Annotated in this window: 16 protein-coding genes; 9 read left to right on the plus strand and 7 right to left on the minus strand. The window is 75.0% G+C overall.

Annotated elements, in window-relative coordinates:
* Nucleotides 1-30: 30 nt before the first annotated feature.
* From KKR89_RS06335 to KKR89_RS06350, 4 genes are all read right to left on the minus strand, one after another.
* Nucleotides 31-915: an NAD(P)H-hydrate dehydratase gene (locus KKR89_RS06335; RefSeq protein WP_208197481.1), complete on the minus strand. Its 885-nt coding sequence runs from the start codon at nt 913-915 to the stop codon at nt 31-33.
* A complete protein-coding gene (locus tag KKR89_RS06340) occupies nt 908-1,654 on the minus strand; it encodes a histidine phosphatase family protein (RefSeq protein ID WP_208197482.1) in 747 nt (248 codons plus the stop codon). Before KKR89_RS06340 ends, KKR89_RS06335 begins: the two co-directional genes overlap by 8 nt.
* On the minus strand, nt 1,651-1,890 hold the full coding sequence (locus KKR89_RS06345; RefSeq protein ID WP_208197483.1) for a hypothetical protein: 240 nt from the start codon (nt 1,888-1,890) through the stop codon (nt 1,651-1,653). Before KKR89_RS06345 ends, KKR89_RS06340 begins: the two co-directional genes overlap by 4 nt.
* Nucleotides 1,891-1,993: 103 nt before the next feature.
* Nucleotides 1,994-2,917 (minus strand): DNA-3-methyladenine glycosylase family protein, encoded by a 924-nt coding sequence (locus tag KKR89_RS06350; protein ID WP_251141041.1) that lies wholly within the window; start codon nt 2,915-2,917, stop codon nt 1,994-1,996.
* A 214-nt stretch (nt 2,918-3,131) separates the two neighbouring features.
* On the opposite strand from KKR89_RS06350, the gene KKR89_RS06355 reads away from it, so the two are divergent.
* A complete protein-coding gene (locus tag KKR89_RS06355) occupies nt 3,132-3,473 on the plus strand; it encodes an STAS domain-containing protein (RefSeq protein WP_208197484.1) in 342 nt (113 codons plus the stop codon).
* Nucleotides 3,474-3,500: 27 nt separating this feature from the next.
* Here KKR89_RS06355 and KKR89_RS06360 read toward each other — a convergent pair whose 3' ends face one another.
* Both KKR89_RS06360 and pgi read right to left on the minus strand, forming a co-directional pair.
* Entirely contained in the window at nt 3,501-3,875 is a 375-nt protein-coding gene (locus tag KKR89_RS06360) for an RNA-binding S4 domain-containing protein (RefSeq protein WP_208197485.1), read from the minus strand.
* Between the two features lie 104 nt (nt 3,876-3,979).
* Complete coding sequence (pgi, locus tag KKR89_RS06365; RefSeq protein WP_208197486.1) at nt 3,980-5,662, minus strand: glucose-6-phosphate isomerase; 1,683 nt, start codon at nt 5,660-5,662, stop codon at nt 3,980-3,982.
* 105 nt (nt 5,663-5,767) lie between these two features.
* On the opposite strand from pgi, the gene KKR89_RS06370 reads away from it, so the two are divergent.
* A complete protein-coding gene (locus KKR89_RS06370) occupies nt 5,768-6,100 on the plus strand; it encodes a hypothetical protein (RefSeq protein ID WP_208197487.1) in 333 nt (110 codons plus the stop codon).
* 4 nt (nt 6,101-6,104) lie between these two features.
* Here the strand turns inward: KKR89_RS06370 and KKR89_RS06375 are convergent, their stop codons facing one another.
* Nucleotides 6,105-7,403, minus strand: coding sequence for a pectate lyase (locus KKR89_RS06375; protein ID WP_208197488.1), 1,299 nt, complete (start codon nt 7,401-7,403; stop codon nt 6,105-6,107).
* Between the two features lie 150 nt (nt 7,404-7,553).
* Between KKR89_RS06375 and KKR89_RS06380 the strand changes: the two genes are divergently transcribed.
* The 7 genes from KKR89_RS06380 (at nt 7,554) to nagB (ending at nt 14,971) form a co-directional block, all read left to right on the plus strand.
* On the plus strand, nt 7,554-8,501 hold the full coding sequence (locus tag KKR89_RS06380) for a PfkB family carbohydrate kinase (RefSeq protein ID WP_208197489.1): 948 nt from the start codon (nt 7,554-7,556) through the stop codon (nt 8,499-8,501).
* Nucleotides 8,502-8,663: 162 nt separating this feature from the next.
* Nucleotides 8,664-9,839 (plus strand): ROK family transcriptional regulator, encoded by a 1,176-nt coding sequence (locus KKR89_RS06385; protein WP_251141042.1) that lies wholly within the window; start codon nt 8,664-8,666, stop codon nt 9,837-9,839.
* Nucleotides 9,840-9,968: 129 nt separating this feature from the next.
* Nucleotides 9,969-11,246 carry an extracellular solute-binding protein gene (locus KKR89_RS06390; RefSeq protein WP_208197490.1) on the plus strand — a complete coding sequence of 426 codons (1,278 nt, stop codon included), beginning with the start codon at nt 9,969-9,971 and terminating at the stop codon, nt 11,244-11,246.
* Nucleotides 11,247-11,310: 64 nt separating this feature from the next.
* Nucleotides 11,311-12,267 carry a carbohydrate ABC transporter permease gene (locus tag KKR89_RS06395; protein ID WP_208197491.1) on the plus strand — a complete coding sequence of 319 codons (957 nt, stop codon included), beginning with the start codon at nt 11,311-11,313 and terminating at the stop codon, nt 12,265-12,267.
* Nucleotides 12,264-13,190, plus strand: coding sequence for a carbohydrate ABC transporter permease (locus KKR89_RS06400; RefSeq protein ID WP_251141043.1), 927 nt, complete (start codon nt 12,264-12,266; stop codon nt 13,188-13,190). The genes KKR89_RS06395 and KKR89_RS06400 overlap by 4 nt, the downstream gene beginning before the upstream one ends.
* A gap of 36 nt (nt 13,191-13,226) precedes the next feature.
* Nucleotides 13,227-14,189: an ROK family protein gene (locus tag KKR89_RS06405; RefSeq protein WP_251141044.1), complete on the plus strand. Its 963-nt coding sequence runs from the start codon at nt 13,227-13,229 to the stop codon at nt 14,187-14,189.
* Nucleotides 14,189-14,971 (plus strand): glucosamine-6-phosphate deaminase, encoded by a 783-nt coding sequence (gene nagB, locus KKR89_RS06410; protein ID WP_208197493.1) that lies wholly within the window; start codon nt 14,189-14,191, stop codon nt 14,969-14,971. Before KKR89_RS06405 ends, nagB begins: the two co-directional genes overlap by 1 nt.
* Nucleotides 14,972-15,004 lie beyond the last annotated feature (33 nt).

The following is a 15,004-nucleotide window of genomic DNA, read 5'->3' on the forward strand; positions in this document are numbered from 1 at the left end:
GGTGCGTCCGCCCGGTGGAGAGGCGCCCCGTCAGCGCGCGCGCAGCTCGACGAGCACCCGCGGGAGCTCCGGCAGCAGCTCGCGCGCCAGGTACCCGTGCGGGCCCACCGCGGCCGCGAGGCGGTCACCCGCGACCCCGTGCACCTCGACGCCGAAGCACGCGGCCTGCGCCGGGTCGGCGCCGCGCGCGAGGAGCCCGCCGACGGCACCCGCCAGGACGTCGCCGCTGCCCGAGGTGCCCAGGCCGGAGTAGCCGGTCGACGAGCGCCAGCGCCGCCCGTGCGGCTCGGCGACGACCCCGGCGCACGCGACGACCATGCCGTACGCGTCGGCGATGCGGGCAGCCACGGGGACCTCGGCGTCGTCGCGGCCCTCGTCCGTCGTGTCCGCGTCCTCGCCGAGCAGCCGGCCCGCCTCGGTCGTGTTGGGCGTGAGCACCGCGCGTCCGGCCAGCGCCCGGCGGACGTCGTCGGCGTCACGCAGCACGCCCAGCGCGAACGCGTCGAGGACGAACGGGGTCGTGGCCGGTGCGCCCGCGACCGCGGCCCGCAGCAGCGCCAGCGTCCCGTCCGGCTCGTCCAGGCCCGGGCCGACGACGACGACGTCCGCGCGCTCGAGCTCACCCGCCAGGGCGTCGCCGGGGCCGGTGACCGAACCCGTCGGTCCCTCGTCGAGCGCGACGACACCGGCCTCGGGCACAGCCACCGCGAGCGGCACGGCGACGGACGCGGCGACCCCGAGCGAGAGCCGCCCCGCGCCGACCCGCAGCGCCGCGAGGCCCGCGAGCGCCACCGCCCCCGGCGTCCCGCGGGCGCCACCGAGCACGAGGACGCCGCCGCGCGCGTCCTTGCCGCCCGTCGGCTCCGGCAACGGGTGCTCGCGCAGCAGCGCGGGGCTCAGGACGGGATCAGCCACCGGTGTCACCGGTCCCCTCGTGCTCGGTGACGGGTGCGTCGAGCGCCGCGAGGTGCTCCACGTCGTCGAACAGCACGAGCCGCCACGCGTCGGCGGCGCGGTCGACGCGCGTGAACGACGCGTTACGGACGCTGCGTTCGCGCACGACGGTCATGAGCTGGTCCTCGGTGAGCTCCTCGAGCGCGTAGCGCAGCAGCATCACGACGGCGTCGTGCACGACGACGAGGACGCGCCTGCCCTCGTCGCGGGGGGCGAGGTCACCCAGCGCGGCACGCAGCCGCAGGGCGACGTCGGCCCAGGACTCGCCGCCCGGCGGGCGGTGGTACATCTTGCCGAGGTGGCGGCGGCGTTCGGCCTCCTCGGGGTGTCGGTCCTGCACGCCGCGCCAGGTCAGCCGGTCGAGGATGCCGAGCTCGCGGTCGCGCAGGCGCTCGTCGATGCGCACCGGCAGGTCGAGCCCGGCGGTCTCCAGCGCGATCCGGGCGGTCTCGAGCGTCCGCAGGTAGGGCGAGCACCAGACGACGTCGGGCTGCTCGTGCGGCGGCATGGCGGCGAGCCGGACCCCGAGCGCGCGGGCCTGCGCGCGGCCCCGGTCCGACAGCGGGGTGTCGGCGTCCCGCGTCTCGACGTCCACGACCAGCGCACCCGCCCGGTCGGCGCGGGTCGCGGCGAGGTTCCCCACGCTCTCGCCGTGGCGCACGAGCACGAGGCTCGTCGGGGTGGCAGCGGGGGTCGTCACCGGCGGTCGCGGTCCTCGAGCGCCGGCAGGATCGTCGTGGGGATCGCGAAGGCCAGCGCGAACGCGAGGATGCCGGCCGTGACGAGCGCGGCCCCGGCGAACCCGTCGGAGTCGAAGCCCACGGTCATCAGCGCGAACGACCCGACGAAGAGCAGCAGGCACAGGAGCCCGGTGGCAGCGCGCGACGGAGCCTCGGGTGCGGCGTCGGTCGTGGGCGCGGTGTCGTCGTGGGCCATGGCTCCTCCTGGATCGGGACGGCGGTCGGGCCCAGTATCGCCGGGACGCGCGGGAGGGGCACGTCCGTCCACGACGGCGCGCCGGGCGGCGCGGGGGCGGGCGTCACCGCAGGGGCAGCGCGCGGCGCCCCCGGGGGCCGTACGCGGGCATGCGGCCCAGGTGCGCGGTCGCCAGCAGCACCAGCACGCGCTGCCGCTGCCCCTGCCAGGGTGCGAGCAGGCGCAGCATGCCCGCGTCGTCCGCGCGGCGACCTGTCAGCGCCCAGCCCACGAGGTGCGGCAGGTGCGCGTCGCCGACCTGCACGGCGTCGGGGTCGCCCAGCGCGCGCGACGTCACCTCGGCGGCCGTCCACGGGCCGATGCCGGGCACGGTGCGCAGGCGCCGCGCGAGCTCGGCGGGCGTCAGGTCCGCGCGGAACGCGTGCGCGACGGCCGCGGCACGCCGCACGGTGTCGGACCGCTGCGCGTCGACGCCCGCGGTGCGCCACTCCCACACCGGCAGCGCTCCCCAGACGCGTGGCGGCGGGGCGGCGCGCAGGCCGGCCGGCGCGGGCCCGGGCGCGGGGGTGCCGTGGCGCGCGACGAGCCGCCGCCACGAGGCGTGCGCGTCGACCCCGACGACGCGCTGCTCCAGGACCGCCGTCACGACGGCCGACCACACGTCGCCGCTGCGGGCGAGGCGCAGCCCCACGTGCGTGCGGTGCGCGCGGGCCACGACCGGGTGCAGGTGGGCCGCGAACCCCGTCGCGTCGTCCAGCAGGCCGAGCAGGCCCGGGGCGTCGGCCAGGACGGCCTCGGCGCCCGGACCCCAGGCGTCGGCGCGCACGCCACCCGGCACCGCGCGCAGCCGCAGCGTCGCGACGTCGTCCCCGCGCCGGGTCGCGTGCCACGCACCGTCGGGCGCCCAGCGCCACGTGGGATCGCCCGCGCCGCGCCGCAGCCGCCCGGTCGTGCCGCGCACGTCCAGGACGTCGGGGCACGCGACGACGACGTGCGCGTCACCGGTCGCCGCGCTCTCGGTGGTCACGCCCACCAGGATGCACCCGCGCGTGCACCGTCCCGGACCCGTCGGCGCCGACGGGTCACGTCCTGCGCCCGTCGTGGGCGCGCGGTCGCCCGGACCGTCGTCAGGGCCGGTCGTCGCGGACCGCGCCGCCGCCGACACCGCGACGTCGGACGCCCCGGGAGCGCTCGGCGTGCCGGAGGTGGGGGACGTGAGGGACGTGCGGCACACTCGGCCGATGGACGTGCGACTGGCGGTCGGTGGACGCCTCGACGTGCGCACCGACGGGGCCGTGCTGCGGGTCGCGCTCGTCGGTGCGATCGACCTGGTGGTCCGGGAACGTGACGCGCCCGCGCTGTGGACGGCCCTCGACGGTCCGGCCGTGCGCGCCGTGGAGGTGGACGCGTCCGAGGTGACCTTCCTCGACTCGACGGGCCTGTCCGTCCTGGTGCGGCTCGCGCGGGACGCTGCCGAGCGCGGGCTGCCGCTGCGGATGGTCGCGGTCAGCCCGCGGCTCGCCGACCTGCTGGAGCAGACCGGCGTCGCGGACTGGATGGCCGGGCTCGCCGGCGCACGCTGACGCGCCGTCCGCCCCGCCGTCGGGTGCTCAGTGCCCGCGGAGCCGCTCGATGGCGCGCCGGTCCCGCTTGGTCGGGCGGCCCGCGCCGCGGTCCCGGTGCGCGGCGAGCGCGACCTGGTCGCGCGGCGGCGGCACGGGGGAGCGGTCGAGGTAGGACGCCTGCGCGACCTCGGCGGACACGCGCTTGACCAGGAGACGCTGCACGACCACGAGCCGCTCACGAGGGCCGCCGCGCACCTGCACCTCGTCGCCCGGCACGACCTGCGTGGCCGGCTTGGCGCGCTCGCCGTTGACGCGCACGTGGCCCGCGCGGCACGCGGCGCCCGCTGCGGACCGCGTGGGGAACAGGCGGACGGCCCACGTCCACGCGTCGACGCGGACGCGTCCCTGCGGCTCGGCCACCGCGCCACCTCCTCGTCGGTGCCCCGGGGGGCCACCGAGGTCAGCCTGCCACGCCGCCGGACCGGGCCGGACGCCCGGCCGGTCGGCGGCGCGGCTGACGGTGCTCAGTCCCGCAGCTCCAGGTACCGCTCGATGAGACCGCGGGTCGACGGGTCCTGCGTCGCGAGCGCCGCGGCGTCACCCTGCACGGCAGGCGCGATCTCCGTCGCGAGCTTCTTGCCCAGCTCGACGCCCCACTGGTCGAACGAGTCGATGCCCCACACGACGCCCTGCGCGAACGTGATGTGCTCGTACAGCGCGATGAGCTGGCCGACGACGGCCGGCGTGAGCGCGGGCGCCAGGATCGACGTGGTGGGGCGGTTCCCCGGGAACACGCGGGCCGGCACGACCGCCTCCGCGGTGCCCTCGGCGCGCACCTCGTCGGCCGTCTTGCCGAACGCGAGCGCCTTGGTCTGCGCGAAGAAGTTGGCGAGGAACAGCGCGTGCACGTCGATGCCGCCGTCGCGCAGCGGGTACGCGGGGTTCGCCACGGCGATGAAGTCGGCCGGGATCAGGCGCGTGCCCTGGTGGATGAGCTGGTAGAACGCGTGCTGCCCGTTCGTCCCCGGCTCGCCCCAGAAGACCTCACCCGTCTGCGTGGTCACGGGCGTGCCGTCCCAGTGCACGGACTTGCCGTTCGACTCCATGGTCAGCTGCTGCAGGTACGCGGGGAAGCGGTGCAGCTGCTGCGCGTACGGCAGGACCGCGTGCGTGTGCGCGTCCAGGAAGTTGACGTACCAGACGTTGAGCAGGCCCATGAGGAAGGGCACGTTCTGCGCGACCGGCGTGGTGCGCGTGTGCTCGTCGACCGCGTGGAAGCCCGCGAGCAGGTCGCCGAACGCGTCGGGCCCGATCGCGATGGCCAGCGACGTGCCGATGGCCGAGTCGACCGAGTAGCGCCCGCCGACCCAGTCCCAGAACCCGAAGGCGTTGTCAGGGTCGATGCCGAAGTCGGCGACCTTGTCCAGGGCCGTCGAGACGGCGACGAAGTGCTTGGCGACGGCCTCGCGGCGCGCGTCGTCGGAGTCCTCCAGGTGCCCGCCGGCCGTGAGGGAGTCCCAGAGCCACTGCCGTGCGAGGCGCGCGTTGGTGAGCGTCTCGAGGGTCGTGAAGGTCTTCGAGGCGACGATGAACAGCGTCGTCGTCGGGTCGAGGTCGGCCGTCTTCTGCGCGAGGTCGGTGGGGTCGATGTTGGAGACGAACCGCACCTCCAGGTCGTCGGCCACGTACGGCTCGAGCGCCTCGTACACCATGACGGGGCCGAGGTCGGAGCCGCCGATCCCGATGTTGACGACCGTGCGGACCGGCTCGCCCGTGACGCCCGTCCACTCGCCGGAGCGGACCTGCTCGGCGAACGCGAAGACCTCGCCCAGCACGGCCTGCACGTCGTCGTCCACGTGCTGACCGTCGACGACCAGCGGCGGCTCGGCCTCCGCGGGGCGGCGCAGCGCGGTGTGGAGCACGGCGCGGTCCTCGGTGACGTTGATGTGCTCGCCGGCCAGCATCGCGTCGAACCGGTCGGTGAGGTGGACCTCGTCGGCCAGGCGTGCCAGCAGCGCGAGGGTCTCGTCGGTGACGAGGTTCTTCGACAGGTCGACCGTGAGGTCGGCGAGCTGCAGGGTCAGCCGCTGCGCGCGGTCGGGGTCCTCGGCGAACCAGCCGCGCAGGTCGGGGCGCAGCGCGCTCGCGTGCTCGGAGAGGGCCTGCCAGGCGCTCGTGGTCGTCGGGTCGATGGGCGGCGTCGGCACGTGGGTCTCCCTGGGGTCTCCGGCGGGTCTCCTGCCCACCGTAGGGCCGCCGGGGGGATGCCCGCACGGGACGTCCGTCGCCCGGGCCGGACTAGCGTGTGCGCCATGCCCCGACCTGCTGCTCTGCCCGTCGCTCCCGTGGCCGCCGTCGGCCTGGTCCTGGCGTTCGCGCTGGCGCAGGGCACCGGCGTGCGGTGGCTGGGCGGCGTGGTCCTGCTCGTCACCGCCGCGGTGTGCCTCGCGCTCGCCGTGCCGCGCGTCGGGTGGTGGCGTCCGCTCGCCGTGATGGTCGTGGGGCTCGTCGCGTTCGTGGCGTCCCACGCCCTGGCGGACGTGCTGGGGGCGTGGCCGGCCGTGCTCGCGGCCGCGGCCGTGCTCGGTGCGACGGGCTGGTGGCTCGTCGACCGGTCACGGCCGCGGGTCGGTGCGGACCGCTGACGCGTCAGCGGTAGGTGATGCTCGACGTGCTGTAGCCGCAGGCGCTGCTCGGCCCGGACCCGACCTTGGTCGGCTCGCCGGACGTGACGCCCCGGTACTCCTCGCAGATGACGATCTTGCGCGACGCGTCGTTGAGGATCGTCACGCCCGAGATCGTCGCGCGGTCCCCGAGGTTCGGGTTGATGCCGACGAGCGACTTGCCCGGGGCCGTGACCTGGACGTTCGAGATCTGCACCGTGCGGGCGTGCTGCGTGGAGCAGTTGCCGCACGAGCGGTAGAGCTTGCCGAAGTCGGAGACCTGGAAGTTCCGGATGACGAACGTGCCCGGGCCGTTGTGCTGGAACACCTTGTCGCTCGCGTAGCGCGCGCCGCCGCCGTCGACCGTCATGGTCTGCGAGGCCGACGTGCCCTTGAAGGTCGCGGCGTCCTCGCCGACGTCCTCCCACCACACGTTCTGGACCGTGCAGGTGCCGCGGCAGTGGATGCCGTCGGCGGCGCCCGTGCCGAGGATGACGTTCTTGATGGTCGCGCCGTCGGCGAGCTCGAACACGGGCGGCTGGCCCTCGTCCTGGCCGCCCGAGGACAGGCCGTAGTACCGCACGAGACCGCCGTCGAACGTCCCGCTGACCTTGATGGTCGCGGACACCTTCTGCTGGCCGGTGGCCGACGGCCACGACACGTTGCCGGACGGCGGGGGAGTCGTGGGTGACGTCGTGGGCGACGTCGTGGGCGTGGTGCCGCCGCCGGAGCCGACCTTCACGAGCTGCCACTGCTGGTTGTACTGGTTGTTGTCGGTGAGCTGGGTGACCGTCGCACCGTCGGCGGTCGAGCGGTCCGTGACGGTCACGGCCTTGCCCGAGTGCCGGTTGACCAGGCGGACGTAGGCGCCGCTCGCCGAGTCGCCGAGCTTGAACTGCTGGTTGGTGGCGTTGAGGTCGCTGAACTGGCGGAACTCGCCGCGGTCGGCCGTGGACCAGTTCCACAGGTCTAGCACCTTGCCGGAGTGCCGGGACTTCAGCCGGTAGTAGCCGGACCCGGAGTCGACGAACTGCCACTGCTGCCAGGCGCCGTCGTTGCGCGGCCACTGCTGGATGACGGCACCGTCCGCGGTGGAGGTGCCCGCGACATCCATGACCTTGCCGCTCTGGCGGTTGACCAGGACGTACCAGGCGGTGGTGTCGACGCTCGCGGCGGCGGCGCCGGCGGCCGTGGCCAGGCCGAGCGCACCGCCGAGCACGAGCGCGAGGGCGGCGGCGAGCGCGACGCGGGCGGGGCGTCGGGCTGCCGGTGGGCTGGGGTGCATGTCTGCCTCTCGTCGGTGAGCGCGTGCGCGTCACCCAACCACGACCGGACATTCCCGGTGAAGCCCCCGTGCGGGGGTGAAACGGTTTGTTGTGAACGATCACAGCGCGCGGTCGCCCGGGGGAGCGCGGCGCCCTGCGAGGATGCGTGCATGCCGGCACCGCTCGTCTGCTGCGGCCTGACGACCCTCGACGTCACGCAGACGCTCGACCGCGTGCCGGCCCCCGACGAGAAGGTCGTCGCGGACGGTCTGGACGTCACGTTCGGCGGTCCCGCCGCCAACGCGGCCGCCGTGGCCGTGGGGCTCGGGGTGCCCACCACGCTCGTCACGGTCCTGGGTGCCGGGCCCCTGGCCGACGTGGCGCGCGCCGGCCTGGCCGCTGCCGGCGTCCGGGTCGTCGACCTGGCACCGCATGCCGCCGACGTCCTGCCCGTCTCGACCGTGCTCGTGACGCGGGCCACGGGGGAGCGCGCCGTGGTGTCCGTCAACGGCGCGCGCACGTCGCGGCTGCCGGCGCCCGCGCCCGACGTCGTGCAGGGCGCGGGTGCGCTGCTCGTCGACGGGCACCACCCCGACGCGGCCCTCGTGCTCGCGCGCGCCGCGCGTGCGGCCGGGGTCCCCGTCCTGCTCGACGGCGGCAGCTGGAAGCCGTCCACCCCCGAGCTGCTGGCGACGGTCGACCTGGCCGTCCTGTCGGCCGACTTCCGGCTGCCGAGCGCGCTCGCGGGCGTCGGGGTCGCGCAACACGCGGTCGACGCGCTGCTCGACGCGGTCGCGGCGCTCGGCCCGTCGTTCGTGGCGCGCAGCGCGGGCGCCGGTGCCGTGCGCGTGCGACGCGTCGCCGCGGACGGTCGGCCGGTGCGCTCGGCGCTGCGTCCCGCCGCGGTCCCCGCGGGCCGCGTCGTCGACACCCTGGGTGCGGGGGACGTGCTGCACGGTGCGATGGCGGCGGCGCTGGCGCGGGGCGACGACGCGCTCGACGCGCTCGCCGACGGCGTGCGGTGGGCGACCGTCTCGGTGCAGCACGCCGGTGCCCGTGGGTGGCTCGCTGCGACGGGTCCCGGCGCCCGGCTCCCGGAGTCCGAGCCGCGCGGCTGAGCCGTACCCGGCGCCCGGGCAGCGCCCTACGGGTGCGCCCGAGGCGGCTGCGTCACGCGCGGATGACACGTCGCGCACGGTCGTGTGAACCCGCGGTCACGATGTGATCACGGTCACTCCCGGCCATTGACGCTGATTTGTAAGGAAGGTCTACTAACAAACGTGTCCACATTGCCCCACCCGCTCGCCGCCCGCACCGCGGGTCCCGTCCGGCGCGCGCTGCGACCGACCACCAAGGTGCTCCCCGAGCACGCCCGCGCGCACAACCGGTCGCTGGTCCTGGGCCACCTGTTCCACGAGGGGCCGTCGTCCCGCGCCGACATCGCGCGCAGCACGGGGCTCACCCGCGTGACCGTCTCGGACCTCGTGGCCGCGCTGCTCGCCGAGGATCTCGTCGCCGAGCTGGGGGTCCGCGCCGAGAGCAGGGTGGGCAAGCCCGCGACCCTCGTCGGCCTGCGCTCGTCCGACCACCACGTCGTCGTGGTCGACCTCGCCGACGACGTGACCGTCCACGGCGCCGTCATGACCCTCGACGGCGAGGTCGTCACGCGTCAGCACGTCCCCGGCGCCGGTGCCACCGGCAGCGCGGCGGTCGCGCTCGTCGAGGACCTCTGCCGCCGGCTCGTCGCGGCGGCGACCCGGCCCGTCGTCGGCGTCGGCATCTCCTCGCCCGGTGTCATCGACGCCGCGGGTCGCGTCCTCGAGGCGCCGAACCGGGGCTGGTACGACGTGCCGCTCGCGGCGCGGCTGTCGGCCGCGCTCGGCACCCCCGTGCACGTCGCGAACGACGCCAACACGCGCGCCCTGGGGGAGTACACCTACGGCGGCGCCGCGGCCGACGCGATGGTCGTCACCGTCGGCCAGGGGGTCGGCGCCGGGATGCTCGTCGACGGGTCGCTCGTGCGCGGCCGCGGCCACGCCGCGGGGGAGATCGGGCACGTCACCGTCGTCGACGCGCAGACCGTCGGCGAGACCCCCCGGCCGTGCGCGTGCGGACGCACCGGCTGCCTCGAGACCGTGCTCAGCGCGCCCGCGCTGCGACGCCGCACGGAGCTCGCCCCCGAGGACCCCGACGCGGCGCTCGCGTCGGTCGGACGGATGCTGGGGCGCGCCCTGGCACCCGTCGTCAGCGCGCTCAATCTCGCCGAGGTCCTGCTCTCCGGCCCGCCGGAGCTGCTCGACGGACCCCTGCGGGAGGCCGCGACCACCACCCTCCGCGAGCGGACGATGCCCGTGATCGGGCAGGACCTGCGGGTGCGGATGGCGGCTCTCGACGAGGACGCGGCGCTCGCAGGCGCCGCCGTGCTCGTCCTGTCCGGGCAGCTCGGGATCACGTGACGGTCCCGAGCGACCGGGGCCGGCTCGCCGTCACGTGACGACCGCGAGCCGACCTTCCAGCAGGTCGGCAGCACCACCCACCGGCGACGTCGTGGCGACGATCGCCTCGCACACGGGAGGACCACCCACGTGAAGATCCTACGTTTCGGCGCCGTCGCACTGACGTCAGCGCTCGCGCTCACCGCGTGCTCCAGCGGCGGCGGCACCGGCTCCGACGGGGCGTCCGGCGACACGGAGGGCGCCGAGATCCGCGTCTGGCTCGTCGGCACCGACACCCCTGACGTGGCACGCGAGTACCTGACGTCGACCTTCGAGGAGGAGAACCCCGGCTCGACGCTCACGATCGAGGAGCAGTCGTGGACGGGCCTCGTCGACAAGCTCACCACCGCGCTGTCGTCCTCCGACTCGCCCGACGTCGTCGAGGTCGGCAACACGCAGGCCGCGACGTTCACGTCGGCCGGGTACTTCGCGCCCCTCGACGACATCGCCGAGGACCTGGGCGGGGACGACCTGCTGCCCGGGTTCGTCAAGGCCGGCACCTGGGAGGACACGCTCTACGCCGCCCCCTACTACGCGGGCTCGCGCATCGTGTTCTACAGCGGGCAGGTCCTCGGGAGCACACCCGTGCCCACGACCCTCGCGGAGTACGTCCAGACCGCCACGTCCCTGCGGACGGCCGACCGGTCCGGCCTGTGGTTCCCCGGGCAGGACTGGTACAACGCCCTGCCCTTCGTCTGGGAGAACGGCGGCTTCATCGCGGAGCCCGACGACGACGGCACGTGGGAGGCGGGGTTCTCCTCCCCGGGCGGCATCAAGGGGCTCCAGCAGGTGCAGGACCTCATGGTCAACGCGTCCAACGCGCCCAAGGACGGTGACGAGGCCGAGCTGCAGGTGCCGTTCTGCGCCGGGCAGACGACGTTCCTGTCCGCACCGAACTGGATCCGCTGGTCCATCCAGGCCCCGGCCGACGCCGAGGCACCCGGATGCCCCGACACCTTCGGCGCCGACCTGCACGCCTTCCCCCTGCCCGGGGCCACCGCGGGGCAGACCGCCAAGGTCTTCGCCGGCGGGTCGAACGTCGCCGTCGCGACGAAGTCGGCGAACGTCGACCTCGCCAAGAAGGCCCTGACCATCCTGCTCTCGGAGGAGTACCAGACGATCCTCGCCGAGAACTCGATGATCCCGGCGCGCAAGTCGCTCGCGTCGGCACTGCCGCAGGACGAGTTCACGCAGGCGTCCGCCGCCGCGGCGGCCAACGCCGAGCTCACGCCGGCGACGCCGAAGTGGGGTGACGTCGAGGCGCAGAAGGTCATCCAGGACGCGCTCGTCCAGATCGCGCAGGGCGGCGACGTCCCGACGATCGCCGCGGAGCTCGACACCCAGATCGAGTCCATCCTCAACGGCTGACCCGGCAGGTCCGGTCGGGCCCGCGCGACGCGGGCCCGACCGGCCGTCGACGGAGGGACACCCCATGAGCTCCACCACGCTCCCGGCGGCCCCGCCGGACGCCGCCCCGGTGCCGCGCGCCACGCGCGTGATCACCCCGGCCCGCCTCCTGCCGTGGCTGATGCTGGCGCCGAGCCTCGCCGTGCTCGTCGTCATCACGGGCTACCCGCTCGTGCGCATGCTGTGGCTGTCGGTCCACGAGTACGAGCGCGCCCAGCTGCTCGGGGTGCCCGCGCCGTTCGTCGGCCTGGACAACTACGTCGCGACGCTGACCGACGAGCGCTTCTGGGCGGTGACGGCCCGCAGCTTCGTGTTCATGCTCGTGTGCGTCGCCGTCACGATCACTGCCGGCACGCTCGTCGCGCTCCTGCTCATGCGGCTCGGCCCGGTCATGCGGCTCGTCCTGTCGATCGGCATGCTGCTGGCCTGGGCGATGCCCCCGCTCGCGGCGATGCTGGTGTGGGGCTGGATCTTCGACACCCAGTACGGCGTCGTCAACCACGTCCTGACGTCGCTGACGGGCGACGACTGGATGGGCCACTCGTGGCTCATCTCGCCGCTGTCGTTCTTCGCCGTCGCGGCGCTCGTCATCGTGTGGGGCGCCATCCCGTTCGTGGCGTTCACGCTGTACGCCGGCTTCACGCAGATCCCCGGGGAGGTGCTCGAGGCCGCGCAGCTCGACGGCGCGAGCGCGCGGCAGCGGTTCGCGAGCGTGCAGGTCCCGTACGTGCGGACCATCTACGTCGTCGTCATCGTGCTCTCGATGATCTGGGACCTGAAGGTCTTCACGCAGATCTTCGTGCTGCAGGGCATCGGCGGCGTCAAGGCCCGGACCAGCACTCTGGGCGTCTACATCTACGAGATGGGCATGGCGCAGGGGCACTACGGCGCCGCCAGCGCCATCGCCGTCATCTTCACGATCATCATGCTCGCGATCTCCGCGTACTACGTCCGCGCGACGATCAGGGAGGAGCAGCTGTGAGCCTCGCACCCGTCGGCGCCGTGCCCGCGGCCGTCGCACCGGTCCCCGCGCCACGTCCGGCCGTCGGTGCCCGCCGCCGTCCCGCGCGCCGCACGGCGGCGTCCGTCGGCTGGGGCGTCGTCGCGGCGCTGCTCGCCGCCGCGTTCGCCTTCCCCGTCTACTGGATGCTCAACACGTCGCTGCTGCCCACCAACCTCATCTCGGGCCCCGAGCTGCACCTGTGGCCGGACCGGCTCACGCTGCGCAACTACGACACCGCGATCTTCCACCAGGAGCGCTCGCCGTTCCTCCCCGCGCTCGGCACCTCGCTGCAGGTCACGTTCCTCGTGCTCGTCGCCTCGATGGTCCTGGCGTTCGCGGCGTCCCTGGCCGTCACGCGCTTCCGGTTCCGCGGCCGCAAGGCGTTCGTGCTCTCGATCCTGGTCGTCCAGATGGTGCCGGGCGAGGCGATGATGATCTCGGTGTTCCAGCTCGTCGACGCCTGGCAGCTGCTCAACACCGTGCTCGCCCTGGGTGTCGTCTACCTCGCGGGCGTCCTGCCGTTCACCGTCTGGACGCTGCGCGGGTTCGTCGACGGGGTCCCCGTCGAGCTCGAGGAGGCCGCGATGATCGACGGCTGCTCGCGGCCCCGCGCGTTCTGGAAGGTGACGTTCCCGCTGCTGGCACCCGGGCTCGTGGCGACCGGCGTGTTCGCCTTCCTGCAGGCGTGGAACGAGTTCATGATGGCGCTGATCATCATGACCCGGCCCGAGTCCATGACGCTGCCCGTGTGGCTGCGCACGTTCCAGCAGGCCACCAAGGCGACGGACTGGGGGGCGCTCATGGCGGGCTCCGTGCTGGTCGCCGTCCCCGTCGTCGTGTTCTTCCTCGTGGTGCAGGGGCGCATGACCGGCGGCCTGGTGTCCGGGGCGGTCAAGGGCTGAGCCATGGACGCCACGATCCCGGGGGGGAGGCCGGCCGTGCCCGCTGCGCACCTCGACCCGCGCGCACCCGGATGGGGCGTGGGCGTCGACATCGGCGGCACCAAGGTGCTCGCGGTCCTGCTCGACCCTGCGGGACGGGTGGTCGGGAAGCACCGCGTCGCGACGCGACCCGGCCACGTCGGTCTCGTCGACGCGGTGACGACGTCGGTGCGGGCGCTCACCACCGCGCACGACGTGCCGGCTGCGGCGCTCGCGGGCGTCGGCATCGGCGTGCCCGGCGTCGTCGACCCCGTGTCGGGGACCGTCGAGCACGCCGTCAACGTCGGCGTGGACCGCCCGTTCGCGATGGCCGACGCGGTCGCGGACGCCCTCGGCGCGCGCGTGCGGGTGCGGGTGGAGAACGACCTCAACGTCGCGGTGCTGGGCGCCGCGCACACCCTCGGCCCGGCGGGGGAGCGCCGGGACCTGGCGTTCCTCGCGCTCGGGACCGGGGTCGCCGCCGGTCTCCTGCTCGACGGCACGCTGCGGCGCGGCGCGCACCGGGCCGCCGGTGAGGTCGGCCACCTGACGCTCGTGCCCGACGGCCTGCCCTGCGGGTGCGGGCAGCGCGGGTGCCTCGAGCAGTACGCGTCGGGCAGTGCTCTCGACGCCGCGTGGCCGTCGCCCGACGGGCGGCCGGCACCGCTGGTCCTGTTCGAGGCCGCAGCCGCGGGGGACCCGCGCGCCGTCGCCGTGCGCGACCGGTTCGTGTGGGCCGTCGCCGGCGCCGTGCGGATCCTGGTCCTCACGTGCGACGTCGACGCCGTCGTCGTCGGAGGGGGGGTGAGCGGCGTGGGGGAACCGCTGCTGCGCGCGGTGCGCGCCGAGCTGGCGCGCGCGACCGCGGCGTCGGCGTTCCTCGGGTCGCTGCGACTCGCCGAGCGTGTTCACCTGGCACCGCAGCACGTCCCGGTGGGTGCCGTGGGCGCCGCGCTGGTCGGACGAGGGGAGATCGGCTGATGGAGGTCGTCATCGCAGCACCGGACGAGCTGGCGCGGCTGGCCGCGGACGCGGTCGAGCGGCTGCTCGTCGCGCGGCCCGACGCCGTGCTCGGCCTCGCCACGGGCTCCAGCCCGCAGCTCGTCTACGACGAGCTCGCACGCCGGCACGCCGAGCGCGGGCTGTCCTTCGCCGGCGCGCGGGCGTTCCTGCTCGACGAGTACGTGGGCCTGCCGGCGGACCACCCGCAGCGGTACCGCAACGTCATCGGCGCCGATCTCGTCTCGCGCGTCGACCTGCCGCCCGGTGCGGTGCACGGACCGGACGGTCTCGCGGTCGACCTGGAGGCGGCGTGCGCGGCCTACGAGGCGGCCATCGCGCGCGCGGGCGGCGTCGACCTGCAGCTGCTGGGCATCGGCACGGACGGCCACGTCGCGTTCAACGAGCCCGGCTCGTCGCTCGCGTCGCGCACCCGCATCAAGACGCTGACGCGCCAGACGCGGCAGGACAACGCCCGGTTCTTCGGCGACGACGCCGACGCGGTGCCCCGGCGCTGCCTCACGCAGGGCCTCGGGACGATCTCTGCCGCGCGGCACCTCGTGCTGCTGGCGACGGGGGTGGGCAAGGCGCAGGCCGTCCGGCAGCTCGTCGAGGGGCCCGTGAGCGCCCGCTGGCCTGCGACCGTGCTGCAGCTGCACCCGCACGTCACCGTGCTCGTGGACGAGCAGGCGGCGAGCCTGCTCGAGCTCGCCGACCACTACCGCGAGACGTACGCGGACAAGCCCCCGTGGCAGGGCCTCTGACGCCCTGGGCCCACCGGCGCGCTGCCGGCCGTC

The sequence above is a fragment of the Cellulomonas dongxiuzhuiae genome (genome assembly GCF_018623035.1).
Lineage (GTDB): Bacteria > Actinomycetota > Actinomycetes > Actinomycetales > Cellulomonadaceae > Cellulomonas > Cellulomonas dongxiuzhuiae.

Excerpts from the sequence above, each read along its gene's own strand:
- KKR89_RS06375 (WP_208197488.1), bottom strand. The coding sequence starts at position 7,403 with ATGCACCCCAGCCCACCGGCAGCCCGACGCCCCGCCCGCGTCGCGCTC.
- KKR89_RS06345 (WP_208197483.1), bottom strand. The coding sequence starts at position 1,890 with ATGGCCCACGACGACACCGCGCCCACGACCGACGCCGCACCCGAGGCT.
- KKR89_RS06370 (WP_208197487.1), top strand. The coding sequence starts at position 5,768 with ATGCCCCGACCTGCTGCTCTGCCCGTCGCTCCCGTGGCCGCCGTCGGC.
- KKR89_RS06380 (WP_208197489.1), top strand. The coding sequence starts at position 7,554 with ATGCCGGCACCGCTCGTCTGCTGCGGCCTGACGACCCTCGACGTCACG.
- KKR89_RS06355 (WP_208197484.1), top strand. The coding sequence starts at position 3,132 with ATGGACGTGCGACTGGCGGTCGGTGGACGCCTCGACGTGCGCACCGAC.
- nagB (WP_208197493.1), top strand. The coding sequence starts at position 14,189 with ATGGAGGTCGTCATCGCAGCACCGGACGAGCTGGCGCGGCTGGCCGCG.
- KKR89_RS06395 (WP_208197491.1), top strand. The coding sequence starts at position 11,311 with ATGAGCTCCACCACGCTCCCGGCGGCCCCGCCGGACGCCGCCCCGGTG.